The organism is Sulfitobacter sediminis (assembly GCF_040811725.1).
Lineage (GTDB): Bacteria > Pseudomonadota > Alphaproteobacteria > Rhodobacterales > Rhodobacteraceae > Sulfitobacter > Sulfitobacter sediminis.
The window spans coordinates 1-17,088 of record NZ_JBFNXX010000006.1 but is presented as its reverse complement, the minus strand read 5'-3'; the positions used below and the strand labels follow the sequence as shown (position 1 = coordinate 17,088).

General features: G+C 63.3%; 15 protein-coding genes and 1 tRNA gene. 7 read left to right on the top strand and 9 right to left on the bottom strand.

Going from position 1 to position 17,088, the window contains the following annotated elements:
* Positions 1-96 precede the first annotated feature (96 nt).
* From AB2B41_RS09485 to AB2B41_RS09475, 3 genes are all read left to right on the top strand, one after another.
* Positions 97-1,380: an ABC transporter substrate-binding protein gene (locus tag AB2B41_RS09485; protein WP_367877542.1), complete on the top strand. Its 1,284-nt coding sequence runs from the start codon at positions 97-99 to the stop codon at positions 1,378-1,380.
* 67 nt (positions 1,381-1,447) lie between these two features.
* On the top strand, positions 1,448-2,284 hold the full coding sequence (locus AB2B41_RS09480; RefSeq protein ID WP_367877541.1) for an ABC transporter ATP-binding protein: 837 nt from the start codon (positions 1,448-1,450) through the stop codon (positions 2,282-2,284).
* Positions 2,285-2,372: 88 nt separating this feature from the next.
* Entirely contained in the window at positions 2,373-3,548 is a 1,176-nt protein-coding gene (locus tag AB2B41_RS09475) for a phenylacetate--CoA ligase family protein (protein WP_367877540.1), read from the top strand.
* Between the two features lie 387 nt (positions 3,549-3,935).
* On the opposite strand, the gene AB2B41_RS09470 is transcribed toward AB2B41_RS09475, so the two are convergent.
* Entirely contained in the window at positions 3,936-4,700 is a 765-nt protein-coding gene (locus tag AB2B41_RS09470) for a glutaredoxin family protein (RefSeq protein ID WP_367877539.1), read from the bottom strand.
* Positions 4,701-4,718: 18 nt separating this feature from the next.
* Positions 4,719-5,171 (bottom strand): DUF305 domain-containing protein, encoded by a 453-nt coding sequence (locus AB2B41_RS09465; protein ID WP_367877538.1) that lies wholly within the window; start codon positions 5,169-5,171, stop codon positions 4,719-4,721.
* A 120-nt stretch (positions 5,172-5,291) separates the two neighbouring features.
* Between AB2B41_RS09465 and AB2B41_RS09460 the strand changes: the two genes are divergently transcribed.
* Positions 5,292-6,956: an ABC transporter permease gene (locus tag AB2B41_RS09460; protein WP_367877537.1), complete on the top strand. Its 1,665-nt coding sequence runs from the start codon at positions 5,292-5,294 to the stop codon at positions 6,954-6,956.
* A gap of 160 nt (positions 6,957-7,116) precedes the next feature.
* Here AB2B41_RS09460 and yghU read toward each other — a convergent pair whose 3' ends face one another.
* Entirely contained in the window at positions 7,117-8,001 is an 885-nt protein-coding gene (yghU, locus tag AB2B41_RS09455) for a glutathione-dependent disulfide-bond oxidoreductase (protein WP_367877536.1), read from the bottom strand.
* A gap of 190 nt (positions 8,002-8,191) precedes the next feature.
* On the opposite strand from yghU, the gene AB2B41_RS09450 reads away from it, so the two are divergent.
* On the top strand, positions 8,192-8,932 hold the full coding sequence (locus AB2B41_RS09450) for a hypothetical protein (RefSeq protein ID WP_367877535.1): 741 nt from the start codon (positions 8,192-8,194) through the stop codon (positions 8,930-8,932).
* Between the two features lie 46 nt (positions 8,933-8,978).
* On the opposite strand, the gene ykgO is transcribed toward AB2B41_RS09450, so the two are convergent.
* Together ykgO and AB2B41_RS09440 are read right to left on the bottom strand one after the other, a co-directional pair.
* On the bottom strand, positions 8,979-9,104 hold the full coding sequence (ykgO, locus tag AB2B41_RS09445) for a type B 50S ribosomal protein L36 (RefSeq protein WP_005850168.1): 126 nt from the start codon (positions 9,102-9,104) through the stop codon (positions 8,979-8,981).
* Between the two features lie 98 nt (positions 9,105-9,202).
* Positions 9,203-9,277 (bottom strand) — tRNA-Val (locus tag AB2B41_RS09440).
* Between the two features lie 149 nt (positions 9,278-9,426).
* On the opposite strand from AB2B41_RS09440, the gene AB2B41_RS09435 reads away from it, so the two are divergent.
* A complete protein-coding gene (locus AB2B41_RS09435) occupies positions 9,427-10,287 on the top strand; it encodes an N-formylglutamate amidohydrolase (protein WP_367877534.1) in 861 nt (286 codons plus the stop codon).
* 427 nt (positions 10,288-10,714) lie between these two features.
* Here the strand turns inward: AB2B41_RS09435 and AB2B41_RS09430 are convergent, their stop codons facing one another.
* From AB2B41_RS09430 to AB2B41_RS09420, 3 genes are all read right to left on the bottom strand, one after another.
* Complete coding sequence (locus AB2B41_RS09430; RefSeq protein WP_367877533.1) at positions 10,715-11,968, bottom strand: DNA polymerase IV; 1,254 nt, start codon at positions 11,966-11,968, stop codon at positions 10,715-10,717.
* Positions 11,969-12,251: 283 nt separating this feature from the next.
* Positions 12,252-12,944 (bottom strand): orotidine-5'-phosphate decarboxylase, encoded by a 693-nt coding sequence (pyrF, locus tag AB2B41_RS09425; protein ID WP_367877532.1) that lies wholly within the window; start codon positions 12,942-12,944, stop codon positions 12,252-12,254.
* 65 nt (positions 12,945-13,009) lie between these two features.
* Entirely contained in the window at positions 13,010-13,324 is a 315-nt protein-coding gene (locus AB2B41_RS09420) for an orotidine 5-phosphate decarboxylase (protein ID WP_367877531.1), read from the bottom strand.
* 339 nt (positions 13,325-13,663) lie between these two features.
* Here AB2B41_RS09420 and clpB point away from each other — a divergent pair, with 339 nt between their 5' ends.
* Positions 13,664-16,279, top strand: coding sequence for an ATP-dependent chaperone ClpB (gene clpB / locus AB2B41_RS09415; protein ID WP_367877530.1), 2,616 nt, complete (start codon positions 13,664-13,666; stop codon positions 16,277-16,279).
* 116 nt (positions 16,280-16,395) lie between these two features.
* On the opposite strand, the gene AB2B41_RS09410 is transcribed toward clpB, so the two are convergent.
* Entirely contained in the window at positions 16,396-16,848 is a 453-nt protein-coding gene (locus AB2B41_RS09410) for a DUF2267 domain-containing protein (RefSeq protein ID WP_367877529.1), read from the bottom strand.
* Between the last annotated feature and the right edge of the window lie 240 nt (positions 16,849-17,088).

The following is a 17,088-nucleotide window of genomic DNA, read 5'->3' as shown; positions in this document are numbered from 1 at the left end:
GGAGATGGGTGCAAGCACCCATCCTACGGAATGGCGGCCGTGGGGCCGTCTGAGAGAAGAAACGAAATCGGATCAGATCCAAGGGAGGAAACACCGATGAAATATAAACTAGGCACCATGGCCGTTGCCGCGATGATGGCGGCGGGTCCCGTGATGGCGGACCTCGTGTTCCCGTCGCTGAGCTATCGCACCGGGCCTTATGCGGCGGGCGGCATCCCGTTCGCGGATGGTTACGCGGATTACTTCACCATGCTCAACGAGCGCGATGGCGGTATCGGCGGCGTGCTGACCCGCGTCGTGGAATGCGAGACCGGCTATAACACCGAGAAGGGTGTGGAGTGCTACGAGGCCACCAAGGGCGAAGGCTCGCTGGTGTACCAGCCGCTCTCCACCGGCATCACCTACCAGCTGATCCCCAAGACCACGGCGGACGGCATCCCAATGCACACGATGGGCTATGGCCGGACCTCGGCGGCGAACGGCAATGTGTTCAGCCATACGTTCAACTATCCCGCCAACTACTGGAACGGTGCGTCCGGTGCGGTGAACTACCTGCTGAACGAGAATGGCGGGTCGCTGGATGGCAAGAAGATCGCGCTGGTCTATCACAACTCGGCCTACGGCAAGGAGCCCATTCGCACGCTGGAAGAGCTGGCCAAGAAGCACGGTTATGAGCTGAGCCTCGTGCCCGTCGATCATCCTGGCCAGGAGCAGAAGTCGCAGTGGCTGCAGATCCGCCGGGACCGTCCGGATTACGTGATCATGTACGGCTGGGGCGTGATGAACCAGGTGGCCGTGCAGGAAGCCGCGAACATCCGTTTCCCGATGGAGAACTTCATCGGCATCTGGTGGTCGGGTTCCGAGAACGACGTGCTGGCGGCGGGTGATGCGGCCAATGGCTACAAGGCGCTGACCTTCCACGGTGTGGGCAGCGACTTCCCGGTGTTCGACGACATCAAGACGCATGTGGTGGACAAGGGCAAGGCTGCCGGTGCGGGCGACCAGATCGGTACGGTGCTGTACAACCGTGGTCTTTACGCCGCGATGCTGGCTGCGGAAGCCGCCAAGACCGCGCAGCAGATCCATGGCACGGCGGATATCACACCCGCGATGATGCGCGACGGGATGGAAGCGCTGGAGATCACCGAAGAGAAGATGGCGGCCCTTGGCCTGCCGAACTTCGGTCCGACCTTCTCCGTGTCCTGCGAGAACCACGGGGGCACCGGCCTTGTCGGCGTGACCCAGTGGGATGCGTCCTCCAAGACCTGGTCGCTGATTTCGGACTTCGCGGAGACCGACATGGACGTAATCGGACCGCTGATCGAAGAGGACTCGGCAGCTTACGCGGCTGAGAACAACATCGAAGGCAACTGCAAGTGATGTGAGCTTTCCCGGCCGTGGCACGGGCTGCGGCCGGGGTTTTTGAGTTGTATTGGAAAGATGAAGCATGCTTGACGATGCCAAAGTCACCGATGTGCAGGTTGAGAACGTCCTCGAGGTGAACAACATCGAGGTGATCTATAACCACGTGATCCTCGTGTTGAAGGGTGTGAGCCTGAACGTGCCCAAGGGCGGCATCACGGCGCTGCTGGGGGGCAATGGTGCGGGCAAGACGACGACGCTGAAGGCCATTTCGGGGTTGCTCGCGTCCGAGCGGGGCGAGGTGACAAAGGGGTCGATCAAGTATCGCGGCGAGAACATTGCCCATGCGGACCCGGCCGAGACGGTCAAGAAGGGGGTCGTGCAGGTGATGGAGGGGCGGCATTGCTTTGAGCACCTGACGGTCGAGGAGAACCTGCTGACCGGGGCCTATACGCGCACCGACGGGAAGGCCGCGATCGAGGCGGACCTGGAGATGGTGTACAACTACTTCCCGCGGCTGAAGGAGCGGCGGAAGTCACAGGCGGGTTACACCTCGGGCGGTGAGCAGCAGATGTGTGCCGTGGGCCGCGCGCTGATGTCGAAGCCGGAGACGATCCTGCTGGACGAGCCGTCGATGGGGCTGGCGCCGCAGCTGGTGGAACAGATTTTCGAGATCGTGAAGACGATCAACGAGCGGGAAGGCGTGACCTTTTTGCTGGCCGAGCAGAACACCAACGTCGCGCTGCGGTTTGCGCATTACGGGTACATCCTTGAAAGCGGGCGCGTCGTGATGGACGGGCCGGCGGCGGACCTGCGCGAGAACCAGGACGTGAAGGAATTCTACCTCGGCATGTCGGACGAGGGGCGCAAGTCGTTCCGTGACGTGCGCAGCTACCGGCGGCGGAAGCGCTGGTTGTCGTGAAGGCGATGGGTGCAAGCACCCATCCTACGAACCCGATATTTGAGATGTAGGATGGGTGCTTGCACCCATCATCGACGGAGCGGATCACATGGGCGAGAGATTTTTCGACGATCTGGAAACCCGCAGTGGGGACGCGCGGGAAGCGGCACAGCTTGCGGCGCTGAACGCGCTGTTGGGCAAGCGTGGGATGGATGCGCTGGACAGTCTGTCGGACTTGGCCAAGCTGCCGGTTCTGCGCAAATCCGAACTGTCGGAGCAGCAGAAGGCCGAGCCGCCTTTCGGGGCGACGCCGACGCAGAATATCACCCATGTGTTCCAGTCGCCGGGGCCGATCTATGAGCCCGGCCGAATCGACGGGGACTGGTTCCGGATGGGGCGGTTCCTGCATGCGGCGGGGCTGGGGGCCGAGGATACCGTGCAAAACTGCTTTGGCTATCATCTGACGCCTGCGGGGCACATGTTCGAGAGCGGGGCGCGCGCTGTCGGCGCGCGGGTGCTGCCCGCCGGGACCGGCCAGACGGAATTGCAGGTGACGGCGGCGCGGGACGTTGGCACCACGGCCTATGCGGGGACGCCCGATTACCTCAAGATCATCCTCGAGAAGGCCGACGAGATGGGGGTGACACTGCAGATCGCCAAGGCGGCGGTCGGGGGCGGCGCGCTGTTCCCGAGCTTGCGGCAGTATTACATCGACCGGGGGATTTCCTGTTTGCAGTGCTATGCGACGGCGGACCTTGGGAACATCGCCTACGAGAGCGCGGCGATGGAGGGGATGATCATCGACGAGGGCGTGATCGTGGAGATCGTGACACCCGGCACCGGCGATCCGGTGGCACCGGGCGAGGTGGGCGAAGTGGTGGTCACATCGCTGAATGCTGACTATCCGCTGCTGCGATTCGCAACGGGCGATCTGTCGGCGATCATGGAGGGGCAGAGCCCCTGCGGGCGGACGAATACGCGCATCAAGGGCTGGATGGGCCGGGCCGACCAGACGACCAAGATCAAGGGCATGTTCGTGCGGCCCGAACAGGTGGCGCAGCTGGTGGCGCATCACGCCGAGATCAGCAAGGCGCGCGTGGTGGCGAGCCGCGCGGGCGAGCAGGACGTGATGACCGTGCATATCGAGAGCGCGGGCGGTGACAGGGACGCCTATGCGCGGTCGGTGGCGGAATTGCTGAAGCTGAAGGGCGAGGTGGTTGTCGTGGCACCGGGGAGCCTGCCGAAGGATGGGCTGGTGATCGAGGACCAGCGCACCTACGATTGAGTGGAAACGGTGTGTTAACACCTCAAGATTGTTGACCTCTCTGCTTAAGGTTGTATACGCTTCGGACGTGTGCGGAGGTTTTCAGCAGTGCTTGCAACAAGAAAAAGAACGGCGCGGTCTGGCGTCATCGTTGAACTGGACAGGCAGGACGTCAGCCCTGCGGCAGGGGACAGAGGCTCATCGCTTCGGGGGGACAGGAAGAAGCCTGCGTCCCATGTTATCCTAGGGTCGAAACAAGGCGCAAAACGCGAAAAGGCGGAACGGTCCTCCCTTAAAACGCTCGAAGGCATACCAGAGGGATTGCCGAGCCGCCTGTCGTTGCCGATTGCCCTGATCGCGCTTTGCTGCCTGTTCGTGGCGTTTCTCATTCTCTGAGCCGCTTCGGGATCAGGCGAACAGCAGACCAAGCGTCAGCGCCCCCATGGCGAACATCATCACGTTTTCGGTCAGTGAGACAAAGCCCAGCGGCACCTTGCTGTTGCCGCCGACGCAGGCGCATTTCAGCTCGCGCCTGTCGATGTAGACCGCCTTGATCACGGACGCCGCTCCGATGCCGCCGATGACAAGCGCCAGCGGGCCCGAAAGCCAGGGAAGCAGGCCGCCCAGCATGAGGACACCGGCGAGACCCTCGGCGAAGGGGTAGATGTATCCGTAGCGCACCCAGCGGCGGGCGAGCACGTCGTAGTTGAGGAACATGGTGGAGAAGCTCTCTACGTCCTGAAGCTTTTGCAGGGCGAGCAGGCACATGGCGATGGCAATGAACTTGGTGAGAACCAGCGGGGTCAGCACGGTGCCGAACGCCAGGAGGCAGAGGGCGAGGGACATGGCGAAGGACATGGCGAAGATGGCGATGACCGGCTGGTAGGTTGTCTCGTCTTCTCCGGTGCTAACGTCTTCGCCTAGATGCGCGCGCAGGGCGTCGTAGCCGCCGATGCGTTCACCATCGATGAAGATCTGCGGGGTGGTCTTGACCGCGTGTTCTTCCTTGAAGGCATCGGTTTCTTCGCGGGATTCGAGCCAGCGGTCATCGACGGTGAAGCCTTCCCGCTCAAGCCTGTCCTTGGCCTTGAGGCCGTAGGGACAGACGTGCTCTTCCATCACCATGCGGTAGAGGGTGGCGGTCTTGTCGGAGCGGGTGGCGGTGTCGAACATGGCGGGTTCCCTTCGCGGTTACTGCTGCGATTCCAGATCGGCGATGAGTGCTTTCATCTCGTCGATCTCGCGGCGCTGGGCCTCGATGATCTCGTTGGCGAGTTCCTTGACGCGCGGGTCGGAGATATTGGCGCGGGAGGAGGTCAGGATCGCGATGGAGTGGTGCGGGATCATCGCCTTCATCCAGGAGACATCGGCGATGGTGGTCTGCGAGCGGACGAGGAACAGGCTGCCCGCGAAGATCGCGCCCGACACGAGCAGGATGGCGATGTTGGCGGCGCGGTTTTCGTACATGCCCCACATGAAGAGCAGCATCACGATGGCCATGACGGCGCCCATGTAGAGCGCCATGTAGGCGCGGGTTTCGCTGAAGAAGACGTGCCCCAGTTCGAAAGTGTTGAGGTACATCAACCCGTACATGATTAGGGTCGAGGTGCCGATCATGGCGAGAAAGCGGGTGTAACCGGTCATCACGGTCTCCAAAATTTGTCGCGGTTTTGCCCTCTCAACGAGGTTCCAGTACTGGAAGGTTCCGAAAAACTGCGATTCCGGCCTCTGGTATTTCCGACTGAAATAGTCGAAAAAGCCGCCATGGCATCCGAAACCTTTTCTGTTGGACAGGCGAAAACCCCTCGCGACGGGCTGCGCGGGCTGGCGGCGGTAGCGCTTGTCGCGGCGGTGGTCTGTGCGTTGCCGATGGTGGCGGTGCTGATTGCCGCGCTGAGCGGCGGGACAGAGACGATCCGGCATCTGGCGGACACGGTGCTGTGGTCCTACACGGGGACCACGCTGGCGCTGGTGGCGCTGGTGTCGGTTGGGACCTTCGTGATCGGCGTGGCGACGGCCTGGCTGGTGACGATGACGCGGTTTCCGGGCGTGCGGATGCTGGAGATCGCGCTGGTGCTGCCCTTGGCCTTTCCGGCTTATGTGCTGGCCTATGCCTATACGGATGTGCTGGATCATCCGGGTATCGTGCAGACCACGCTGCGGGGGCTGACGGGCTGGGGGCCGCGGGACTACTGGTTCCCGGATATCCGGTCTCTGGGCGGGGCGGCGGCGATGCTGACGCTGGTGCTTTATCCTTATGTCTACCTGTTGGCGCGGGCGGCCTTTCTGCAGCAGAGCGGGACGACGTTTCTGGCGGCGCGGGCGCTGGGGTCGAGCGCCTGGGCGGCGTTCTTCAAGGTGAGCCTTCCGCTGGCGCGGCCTGCCATCGCGGGCGGCGTGTTGCTGGCGGTGATGGAGACCATCGCGGATTTCGGGACGGTGGCCTATTTCGGCGTGCAGACCTTTGCGACGGGTATCTATACCTCGTGGTTTTCGCTGTTTGACCGGGTAGGGGCGGCGCAGCTGGCGCTGTGCCTGCTGAGCTTTGCGCTGCTGATCGCGATGCTGGAGCGGGTGCAGCGGGGCAGGGCCAAATACCATGACGCGGCAAGACGGTCGCAGCGGATGCCGCCGGTGGAGCTGAGCGGCGGAAAGGCCGCGCTGGCGCTGGTGGTTTGCGGGCTGCCGGTGCTGTTCGGGGCGGTGCTGCCGATTGTCGTGCTGTTCATGATGGGGATCGGGTCGGAGCAGGATTTGCTGAGCCCGCGTTATCTGGGGTTCATCCGCAATTCGGTGATGCTCGCGGGGATCGCGGCAGCTGTCACCGTGACGGCGGCGGTGGCCATCGGGTTCTATCAGCGTCTGCGGCCGAGCCGGGTGTCACAGGGTGCGGGATATGTGGCGCGGCTGGGCTACGCTGTGCCGGGGGGCGTGATCGCGGTGGGGCTGCTGGTGCCGTTTGCGGCTTTCGACAATGCGCTCGATGCCTGGATGCGGGAGACCTTTGACATCTCGACGGGGCTTCTGGTGACGGGGTCGATCTGGCTTTTGATCGTGGCGTATCTGGTGCGGTTCCTCGCGGCGGCGCTGGGCGCGTACGAGGGCGGACAGGCGATGGTGCATCAGCACATGGATGCCGCCGCGCGGTCGCTGGGGCAGACGCCGTTGGGGACGCTGCGGCGCGTGCATCTGCCGATCCTTGCGCCGAGTCTATTGACCGCTCTCTTGATCGTCTTTGTGGACGTGATGAAGGAATTGCCCGCGACGCTGATCATGCGGCCTTTCAACTTTGACACGCTGGCGGTGCAGGCGCACCGGCTGGCGAGTGACGAGCGGTTGGACGGGGCGGCGGTGCCGAGCCTTGTGATCGTGGCGGTGGGGTTGCTGCCGGTGATCCTGATCTGTCGTCAGGTGGGGCGGGGGCGGTAGCCGCAGAGTGTTTGCGTTTTCTCTGAAGAAAACGGGCCGGAGATTCTGAAATCTCCGGGCCCCTGGCGTTGCTTTTGTTTCTGGGGCCGATTTCTTTGAAGAAATCGGGGCGGACTTCTTGAAAAGTCCGGAGCGTCCGCGTCGGCGGAAGCGCTGGCTTTCAGTCTGATGCGTCCTCGGTCTGCAACTTGTCCTGAGTCTTTGTGTCGAAATCCGAGGCGTCGTGGCGTTCGTGTAGTTGCATGGACAGATCGTCGCCGAAGGCGCGGTTGACCATGCGGCCGCGTTTGACCGCCGGGCGGGCGTCGATGCGTTCGGCCCAAGCAAGCACGTGTTTGTAGGAGGTCACGTCGAGGAATTCGGCGGCGTTGTAGAGACGGCCCAGCACCAGCTGGCCGTACCATGCCCAGATCGCCATGTCGGCGATGGAATATTCGCCCGCCATCCATTCGTTGTCGGCAAGGTGCCGGTCGAGCACGTCGAGCTGGCGCTTGGCCTCCATCGTGAAACGGTTGATGGCGTATTCGTCCTTGTGCGGCGCGTAGGCGTAGAAATGGCCGAACCCGCCGCCTAGGTAGGGTGCGCTGCCCATCTGCCAGAAGAGCCAACTCAGCATCTCGGTGCGCTGGCCGGGGTCCTTGGGGATGAAGGCGTCGAATTTTTCGGCGAGATGCAGCATGATCGAGGCGGATTCGAAGACGCGCTGGGGTGTGTCGCCCGAGCGGTCCATCATCGCGGGGATCTTGGAGTTGGGGTTGATGGCGACGAAGTCGCTGCCGAACTGGTCGCCGTCCATGATATTGATGATCCAGGCGTCGTATTCCGCGCCGGTGTGGCCCGCGGCGAGAAGTTCCTCGAAGAGGACGGTGACTTTCACGCCATTGGGGGTGGCCAGCGAATAGAGCTGGAAGGGGTGCTTGCCGACGGGGAGTTCCTTGTCATGGGTGGCGCCCGCGACGGGGCGGTTGATGTTGGCGAAGCGACCACCGCTCTCGGCGTCCCATGTCCAGACTTTCGGTGGGGTGTATTCGGTTTGGTCGGTCATGGGGGTCCTTTCCTTATATGGGTGGAGGGGGCCTCCACCTTACGTGCTGCGCGGTAAGGTGGTCCTTTGGGCCATCTGTTTCCAGTGCAAAAGCGGCGGGGTCGGCAAGTTGTGAGATTCGTTGCAGCGCGGCGGGGTGTAGCGCGGGCTTTGTGTCGTGCCTACATGGGTAGGCGGGGAGGCTTGGGTCTTGAGAGTTCTGCAGGCATATCGCGGATTGGTGGTTCTGGGGCTGCTGCTGTCGTTTGCCCTTGCGCCGATGCTGCGTGCAGAGGACAGGCCTGCGGGGCTCATGTGGAATCGCACCGGCCTTCCGGCAGTCTTTCCGTTGCAGGTCAAAACGCTGGCGGGGCCCGATTATCATCTGGTTCTGAGGGATGCGGTGACCGGGGCCCCCGCGCTGGCGGCCTATGTGGAGGGCGGTGCGTTTTTCCGGGTGCTGGTGCCGCCGGGGCGGTACCGGCTGCGCTTTGCCTATGGATCGGCGTGGCGGGGAGAAGAGGAACTCTTTGGGCCCGAGATGCGGGTTTTCGAATTGGCCGAGCCACTGGAGTTTGCCGTCACGGGGTTCGCGACGAAGGCGGGGCATGTTGTCGATCTGACGGGACGGGCCGCCGATGGCGGGCTGGTGGCCGAGGTTGTGCCTGCGGTGGATTGCCAGTCGGTACGGGTGTTCCTTGAACCGGTTCTGCCGGGGGCGTCGCAGGGCACGGCGCTGCGTCTGCCCGGTGAGGGGGAGGTGTGGCGACCGAGGGAGCGACCTGCCTACGATATCCCGGATGCCTTGAGCATCGAGGGGGCTTTCGAGCGGCTGAAGGAGGGGGAACTGTTGCTGGTGGAGCCGCCGGAGCAGCGGCGGGCCGATCCGTCGGTGGGCGTGCCCCGGATCGAGGTGCTTCGGAAGCCCTGCCTGCCGCCCCCCGGAAAATGAAAAGGCCGCCCCGGTGGGAGCGGCCTCTCGCTAAACTGGCTGCGGCTCAGCCCTGGCGGGCTTTGAACCGACGCTGCGTCTTGTTGATCACATAGACGCGGCCCTTGCGGCGCACAACGCGGCAATCGCGGTGCCGGTTCTTGAGCGAGCGGAGCGAATTGCGAACTTTCATGTTCCTATCCTTCCTGTCATGGCCCCGCCTTCGGGAAAGCGAAGGACCAGCGCCGGGTTGCGGGCGATCCAGCCGCAGGGGCCGGACCAGTGAATTCATGGTGGGCGATACTGGGATCGAACCAGTGACCCCTTCGATGTCAACGAAGTGCTCTACCGCTGAGCTAATCACCCATGTTTCCAACCCGTTTGCCCTGCCCCAAACAAAAATGGGGCGCGAGAGAACGCGCCGGTTGGGCTGCTATAAAAGGAGTCGTCCGGGTGATCAAGGGGGTTTTGGCATTGATCGGTTCTGCGCTATATAGGCCACGAGGGAGAGGCGCATGCCCAAATCAGCCTACGACGTGACAGAGCCTAAAACCATGCGGTCCTGCGTGGTTTTCGCCTCGCCCCATTCGGGGCGCGACTACCCTTGGTCTTTCATCCGCTCTTCCGTGCTGGACGAACGGTCGATCCGGTCGTCGGAGGATGCCTTTGTCGATCAGCTTTTCGATTGCGCGCCGGAGTTCGGCGCGGCTTTCATCTGCGCGGGGGCGCCGCGGGCCTTTGTCGATCTTAACCGGGCGCATGACGAGCTTGATCCGGCGCTGATCGAAGGGGTGCGGCGGCGCGGGCATAACCCGCGTATTGCCAGCGGGTTGGGGGTGATTCCCCGCGTGGTGGCCAATGGCCGCGCGATCTATAGCGGCAAGATCACCCGGTCCGAGGCGGACCGGCGGATCGAGGAGTACTGGAAGCCCTATCACGTCAAGCTGCAGGCGCTGCTGGACGCGGCACATCTGCGTCACGGGCAGGCGGTGCTCATCGACTGCCATTCCATGCCGCACGAGGCGATGGACGGCGTGGCGCGCGCGGGCATGAAGCGGCCCGACGTCGTGCTGGGCGACCGGTTTGGTGCGGCGGCGAGCGGCGAGGTGGTGGACCGTGTCGAGGCCGCCTTTGCCAGTGCGGGGTTCGTGGTGACGCGGAACACGCCCTTTGCCGGGGCCTATATCACCCAGGCCTATGGCCGCCCGTCGCGCGGGCAGCACGCGGTGCAGGTGGAGATCGACCGGTCGCTTTACATGAACGAGACGCTCATTCGCCCCAACGGTGCCTTTGACGAGGTGCGTGCGGCGCTGCGGCAGGTGGTCGCTGAAGTGGCGCGGATCGGGCAGGGGCGATTGCCGCTGGCGGCGGAGTAGGCGCGGGTTGGTTTTTCCGCGCAATTTGTTGTGTGGATGAGGTGAATACCCTGGCCTTTGCGGTGTGATGCGCAAAAGGAACAGTTTCCTGACCAGAGGCTCACCGCTCCCCTAGCGGGGGCTCATCGCCGATGTGAGCGGGCAGGCGGATGTCCCGTTGCCAACGGATGTTGCAGGCGCTGCGGGACCCACCCTTGATTGATCCCCTGCCTGGCAGAGCGCTGCCGCCTTGCCAAGGAGAATAGCGGTTTCCCGCAAGCGGGTCCCTCCGCGATTCTCCTTGGCAAGCCGCCAGCCCTCCGCCCGTCTGTTGCTCAAGCAAGGGCGGCTCCATCGCAGAGAGTGAGCAGGCTACCCGGAAAATGCCCGGGGGACCTTTTGGCCTGCGAAGGGGCGGAGCCCAGAACGTCCAGTCCTCCCTAGCGGCTCACCGCAGCGCGCGGCCCTTGACGATGGCCTTGTTTCCGAAGCGGGTGCGTATGCTGTCGGTGGCGCGTTCGGCCTTGCTGCGCTGGCCTGCCTGCGGGTCGAGCAGGTCGCCTTCGAGGTCGGCGCCTTCGGCATTGCTGAGGTCGGAGATGCCGCAGCCGATGAGGCGGAAGGGCCCGGGGTCGTCGAGCTGGTCGAAGAGGGCGCGGGCGGTGCGGTAGATGCGGTCGGCGAGTTGCGTGGGGTCATGAAGCGAGACGCGGCGGGTCAGCGTCTTGAAATCGGCGCGTTTGATCTTGAGCGTGACGACGCGGCCCGCGAGGCCCTTGGCCTTGGCGCGGTCGGAGACCTGTTCGGCGAGCCGCCAGATGTGACCGTCGAGGATGTCGGGGTCGGCGGCATCCTCGCCGAAGGTGGTTTCCTTGGAGATGGATTTGACCGGCTCATGGGCGGAGACGCGGCGGTGGTCCTGGCCGCGCGCGAGGTGCCAGAGGCGTTCGCCCATGCCGCCGAAGCGGACAATGAGGTCGTCCTTGTCCCAGCGGTGCAGGTCGGCGAAGGTGCGGATGCCGGCCTTGTCGAGCGCCTCCTGCGTCACGGCGCCGACGCCCCAGATGAGTTTGATGGGTTTGGGTTTGAGGAAATCGACGGTTTCGGCTTTGCCAATGACTGAGAAGCCGTGGGGTTTGTCGAGGTCGGAGGCGACCTTGGCCAGGAACTTGTTGTGGCTGAGACCAATGGAGCCGGTGAGGCCCAGTTCGGTCTTCATGCGGCGGACGAGGCGGGCGAGCATGACGGCGGGCGGGTGACCGTGCAGCCGGGCCGTGCCGGTCATGTCGAGGTAGGCTTCATCCAGCGAGAGCGGCTGAATGGCCGGGGTGAGGTCTTCCATCATCGCGCGGATGGCGCGGGAGGCTTCGACGTAGGCCTCCATGCGGGGTTTGACGATCACCGCCTCGGGGCAGAGTTGCAGGGCCTTGAACATGGGCATCGCAGAGCGGACGCCCCGGATGCGGGCGACGTAGCAGGCGGTGGAGACCACGCCGCGCCGCCCGCCGCCGATGATCACCGGCTTGCCTTCGAGGGCGGGGTTGTCGCGTTTCTCGACCGAGGCGTAGAAGGCGTCGCAATCCATATGGGCGATGGACAGATCGAAGAGTTCGGGGTGCGACAGCACCCGGGGGCTGCCGCAGGCGGGGCAGCGGCGGGATTGCGGTATCTCTTTCAGGCAGTCACGGCAGAGCGCGGCCATAATCCCTCGGGTCGGTGTGGCGGATGGTGCCAATCTAGGGCATGCGCCATGGCTTGAACATGGGGTCCGCGCGGGGAACCGGTAGGGATTGGCTGACAAGAAAGCCCCCCGCTGCCTTAAGCGGGGGGGGAGGTGACGAACATCAGGAAGAACCTGTTCGTCGGGGAGTATCACCTAAGGTAAAGGTAGCACCGGGAAACCTGATCACCTAGTCAGGAATTCCTGACCGGCCAGTCAAGCCGGGCGCTGTTGTCAATTTGTTACAGTCAGGGGTTGAAGCGATCTAGGCGGCGAGGTCTGCCAGCACAGCCTCGGCGGCCTTGCGCGGCTCCGCTGCTTGCCAGATGGGGCGGCCGATGACGATGTGGTCGGCCCCGTCGGCGATGGCGCGGGCCGGGGTGGCGACGCGTTTCTGGTCCCCGAGGGCGGCGCCTGCCGGGCGTACGCCGGGGGTAACGATGAGCCTGCCTGCAGACTCGGGCAGGGCGCGGATGGCGGCGGCTTCCTGCGGGGAGGCGATGACACCGTCGGCGCCGGCCTCGAACGCGCGGGCCGCGCGGGTGACGACGATGTCGCTGAGTTCGCCCTCCCGGATCATCGACGCGTCGAGATCGTTGCGGTCCAGCGAGGTCAGGACGGTGACGGCGAGGATTTTCATGTCGCTGTTGGCGGCACCCTCCCGCGCGGCACGGACTACGTGCGGATCGCCGTGAACGGTCAGGAAATCGAGGTCGAATTGCGCAAGGCCGCGCACCGCGGCCTCGACCGTGGCGCCGATGTCGAAAAGCTTCATGTCGAGGAAGATGCGCTTGCCGTGTTCCTGTTTGAGCTCGTTGGCGAGCGCGAGGCCTCCGCCCGTCAGCATGCCGAGGCCGATCTTGTAGAAGGAGACGGCGTCGCCAAGACGCTCTGCCAGGGCGAGGCCCGCGACGGCGTTGGGGACATCCAGGGCGACAATCAGGCGGTCGTCGAACATGGGGGCACTCCGTTTTTGGGCAAACGGCCTTGCAATACGCGCCTGTGCGCCGCCTGTCCAGACTTTTAGGCGGCGGTGCGTCCGGGACGCGAGACGATGCCTTCGAACCAGCGGAGCGGATCGAAGCCGCGACGACCGGCGCGCTGCCTGACCTTGTATGTGCCAACTTCCGAGAACAGCCCGCCGCGATGCTGGTGTCGGCGGATCGCCTGCCGGGACAGGCCGCGCGCGGCGTCCTCAAACGTCATGGTGATTGGGGCGTCGATGGCGCAGGCGTAGCGGCGGACTGTGCTGTTGTCATGCACCGTGACGGATGCCTCGAAAGACTGTGTGGCGGCGTTGTAGCGCACATCACTGAGTTGGATAGGACAGGTGTACATCTCGATTTCCTCAATTTCTTTCGCTCTTATATGGGAGCGCTTGTTTAGGTTTGAAACGCCTGGGAACGGCATTGGTTTCAAATTTGAAGAAAATATGTGGGTAAGTCGGATTAGTAATTCTTTCTCAGAGGGTTGAGCGTGTATTTCCTGATGAATACACAGGTGCTGAGGCCTTCTGATCGCTTGGATCGGGGTGCGGAGACGCCAGATTTTGCCGATTTTGCATTTGTGATCACTTGAACGTGATGGGTCGGTCCCCACATTGGATACGAGGCCCGACAGAGGCGTGCTGCTTGGCAGGCGCGAGATATAACGGGCGCTTACAAAAGGAGAAAAACCATGGACTTGAGCAAGTTCACGGAGCGGTCACGCGGTTTCATTCAGGCTGCACAGACCATCGCGACACGCGAAGATCACCAGAAACTATCCCCCGAACATATTCTGCAGACGCTGCTCGACGATGAGCAGGGGCTGGCGTCGAACCTGATCACGGCTGGCGGCGGCGATGCGGGCCGGGTGCGCGAGGCCCTGGCGTTGCAGCTGGGCAAGATCCCGAAGGTGACGGGCGACGCGGGGCAGATTTATCTTGATAACGCCACCACCAAGGTGCTGGCGGAGGCCGAGGCGATTGCCAAGAAGGCGGGCGACAGTTTCGTGCCCGTCGAGCGTATTCTGATGGCGCTCTGCATGATCAAATCCGGGGCCAAGGAGGCGCTGGAGGCGGGCAAGGTGACAGCGCAGGGGCTGAACACCGCGATCAACAATGTCCGCAAGGGCCGCACCGCCGATACGGCGAGTGCCGAGGAAGGCTATGACGCCTTGAAGAAATACGCGACGGACCTGACGGCGCGGGCCGAGGAAGGCAAAATCGACCCGATCATCGGACGCGACGAGGAAATCCGCCGCGCGATGCAGGTGCTTTCGCGGCGCACCAAGAACAACCCGGTGCTGATCGGTGAGCCCGGCGTGGGTAAGACGGCGATTGCCGAGGGTCTTGCGCTGCGGATCGTGAACGGTGATGTGCCGGAGTCCCTGCGCAACAAGCGGTTGCTGGCGCTGGACATGGGCGCGCTGATCGCCGGTGCGAAGTATCGCGGTGAGTTCGAGGAGCGGCTGAAGGCGGTTCTGACTGAAGTGACCGAAGCTGCCGGTGAGATCATCCTCTTCATCGACGAGATGCATACGCTGGTGGGTGCCGGTAAGGCGGAGGGGGCGATGGATGCATCGAACCTGCTGAAACCGGCGCTGGCGCGGGGCGAGTTGCACTGTGTGGGTGCGACCACGCTGGATGAATACCGCAAGCACGTGGAGAAGGACGCAGCGCTGGCCCGCCGGTTCCAGCCGGTGATGGTGCAGGAGCCGACGGTGGAGGACACCATCTCGATCCTGCGGGGTATCAAGGAAAAGTACGAGCTGCACCACGGGGTGCGGATTTCCGACAGCGCCCTTGTGGCGGCGGCGACGCTGTCGCACCGCTACATCACGGACCGATTCCTGCCGGACAAGGCCATCGACCTGATGGACGAGGCGGCGTCGCGTCTGCGGATGGAAGTGGACAGCAAGCCCGAGGAACTTGACCAGCTTGACCGGCAAATCCTGCAGATGCAGATCGAGGAAGAGGCGCTGAAGCTGGAAACCGATCAGGCGTCGAAGGATCGTCTGGAGACGCTGCAGAAAGAGCTTGCCGATCTCAAAGACAAGTCCGCCGAGATGACGGCGACCTGGCAGGCGGAGCGGGACAAGCTGGCTTCGGCCCGCGACCTGAAAGAACAGCTGGACCATGCCCGGGCGGCTCTGGATATCGCCAAGCGTGAGGGCAACCTCGCCAAGGCGGGGGAGCTGTCTTATGGCGTCATTCCGCAGCTCGAAAAGCAGCTTGAGCAGGCCGAAAGCCGTGACGAGGGCATGATGGTGGAAGAGGCCGTGAGGCCAGACCAGATTGCTTCCGTTGTCGAGCGGTGGACGGGCATCCCGGCGGGCAAGATGCTGGAAGGCGAGCGTGACAAGCTCTTGCGCATGGAAGAGCAGTTGCACACGCGGGTGATCGGTCAGGATCAGGCGGTCAAGGCGGTCGCCAACGCGGTGCGCCGTGCGCGGGCTGGCTTGAACGACGAGAACCGCCCCTTGGGCAGCTTCCTGTTCCTCGGGCCGACCGGCGTGGGTAAGACCGAGCTGACCAAGGCGGTGGCGGAGTTCCTGTTTGACGACGACAACGCCATGGTGCGCATTGATATGTCGGAGTTCATGGAGAAACACGCGGTGGCCCGTCTGATCGGTGCCCCTCCGGGTTATGTCGGCTATGACGAGGGCGGTGTGCTGACCGAAGCGGTGCGGCGTCGGCCTTATCAGGTCGTGCTCTTCGACGAGGTCGAAAAGGCGCACCCGGATGTGTTCAACGTGCTCTTGCAGGTGCTGGACGACGGTGTTCTGACCGACGGTCAGGGCCGCACGGTGGACTTCAAGCAGACGCTGATCGTGCTGACCTCGAACCTTGGGGCGCAGGCGCTGAGCCAGTTGCCGGAAGGTGGCGACATGGCGCAGGCGCGGCGCGACGTAATGGACGCGGTGCGGGCGCACTTCCGGCCCGAGTTCCTGAACCGTCTGGACGAGACGATCATCTTTGACCGTCTGGGCCGAGAGGACATGAACGGGATCGTGGAAATTCAGCTCAAGCGGCTGCTGAAGCGGCTGGCCGGTCGGAAGATCGAGCTGGAGCTGGATCAGAGCGCCAAGACGTGGCTGGCCGAAGAGGGCTATGACCCGGTGTTCGGCGCGCGTCCGCTCAAGCGGGTGATCCAGCGGTCGTTGCAGGACCCTCTGGCCGAGATGCTGCTGGCGGGGGATATCCGCGACGGCGATGCGGTCAAGGTGACGGCGGGTGCTGATGGGCTGATCATCGGCGACCGGGTTGCGGCAAGCAACCGGCCGAAGCCGGATGATGCGGTGGTGCATTGAGAAAGGTGGTGAAGGCCGGAGCGATCCGGCCTTCATTGCGCATGCTTGGGCAGGGGTGCCTCGTCTGTGGCTGATGTGTCAGCGGTGAGCCCGGAGTGGCGGCTGCTGCGCAGCAGTTAAACGATCCGCTGCTCGAGCTCTCGGGGGTTATCGACTTCAACGTGCCAGAACGCGGCTGCTTCATCCGGTAATCGCGCCAGCACGCGCTCAAAGTCTGCCTTGTTTGTGCAGCGACGTATTGCCCAAGCTGTTGCTTCGATCGCATTGTCTGGCGTCAAGTTATGGTTCACCCGTACTTGCTTTGCCTCAGCGATCAATGCCGAGCGCTCGGAAAAAGGCACAGGTGGCGCCGAAACATCCCAATCTTTGACAAAGATCGCGCGCAGAACGCTCGGCAGCACACCAGCAAAATCCAATCCCTGTTGTGCAGTCAAGCGACGTCGGAAAACCTGAAGTACCGCGTCTACCGTAGTGTACGCCATGTTGTCAGATTCCAAGGACATGCGTTCTTTTGCATCATCAAGAAATGACCGCCATTCTCTGGAGGCATGTCGATATGTCCATGGCATCGGCATTGTTCATTGAGTCTATTGTGGTTTCCCAGACAGCTTATCGGGTCTTCAGGCGACCGCAAAGTTCGCTCAGCGGACCTTAGTGCTGCGCGCAGATGATGGCCGGTATGAGCCCATAATGACCGACGCTGCAAGTTGTCCGAATAGCTTCTGTGCACCAGATGCTGTTGAAAAAGTCGACCGGGGATTTCGTTTGAATTGATTGTCGAACGGTTTCTGCCCGGCTCTTCACACCGG

Bases quoted from the DNA above. Each gene is read 5' to 3' on its own strand.
- AB2B41_RS09485 (WP_367877542.1), top strand. From the start codon at position 97: ATGAAATATAAACTAGGCACCATGGCCGTTGCCGCGATGATGGCGGCG.
- AB2B41_RS09480 (WP_367877541.1), top strand. From the start codon at position 1,448: ATGCTTGACGATGCCAAAGTCACCGATGTGCAGGTTGAGAACGTCCTC.
- AB2B41_RS09475 (WP_367877540.1), top strand. From the start codon at position 2,373: ATGGGCGAGAGATTTTTCGACGATCTGGAAACCCGCAGTGGGGACGCG.
- AB2B41_RS09470 (WP_367877539.1), bottom strand. From the start codon at position 4,700: ATGTTCGACACCGCCACCCGCTCCGACAAGACCGCCACCCTCTACCGC.
- AB2B41_RS09465 (WP_367877538.1), bottom strand. From the start codon at position 5,171: ATGACCGGTTACACCCGCTTTCTCGCCATGATCGGCACCTCGACCCTA.
- AB2B41_RS09460 (WP_367877537.1), top strand. From the start codon at position 5,292: ATGGCATCCGAAACCTTTTCTGTTGGACAGGCGAAAACCCCTCGCGAC.
- yghU (WP_367877536.1), bottom strand. From the start codon at position 8,001: ATGACCGACCAAACCGAATACACCCCACCGAAAGTCTGGACATGGGAC.
- ykgO (WP_005850168.1), bottom strand. From the start codon at position 9,104: ATGAAAGTTCGCAATTCGCTCCGCTCGCTCAAGAACCGGCACCGCGAT.
- AB2B41_RS09435 (WP_367877534.1), top strand. From the start codon at position 9,427: ATGCCCAAATCAGCCTACGACGTGACAGAGCCTAAAACCATGCGGTCC.
- AB2B41_RS09430 (WP_367877533.1), bottom strand. From the start codon at position 11,968: ATGGCCGCGCTCTGCCGTGACTGCCTGAAAGAGATACCGCAATCCCGC.
- pyrF (WP_367877532.1), bottom strand. From the start codon at position 12,944: ATGTTCGACGACCGCCTGATTGTCGCCCTGGATGTCCCCAACGCCGTC.
- AB2B41_RS09420 (WP_367877531.1), bottom strand. From the start codon at position 13,324: ATGTACACCTGTCCTATCCAACTCAGTGATGTGCGCTACAACGCCGCC.
- clpB (WP_367877530.1), top strand. From the start codon at position 13,664: ATGGACTTGAGCAAGTTCACGGAGCGGTCACGCGGTTTCATTCAGGCT.
- AB2B41_RS09410 (WP_367877529.1), bottom strand. From the start codon at position 16,848: ATGCCATGGACATATCGACATGCCTCCAGAGAATGGCGGTCATTTCTT.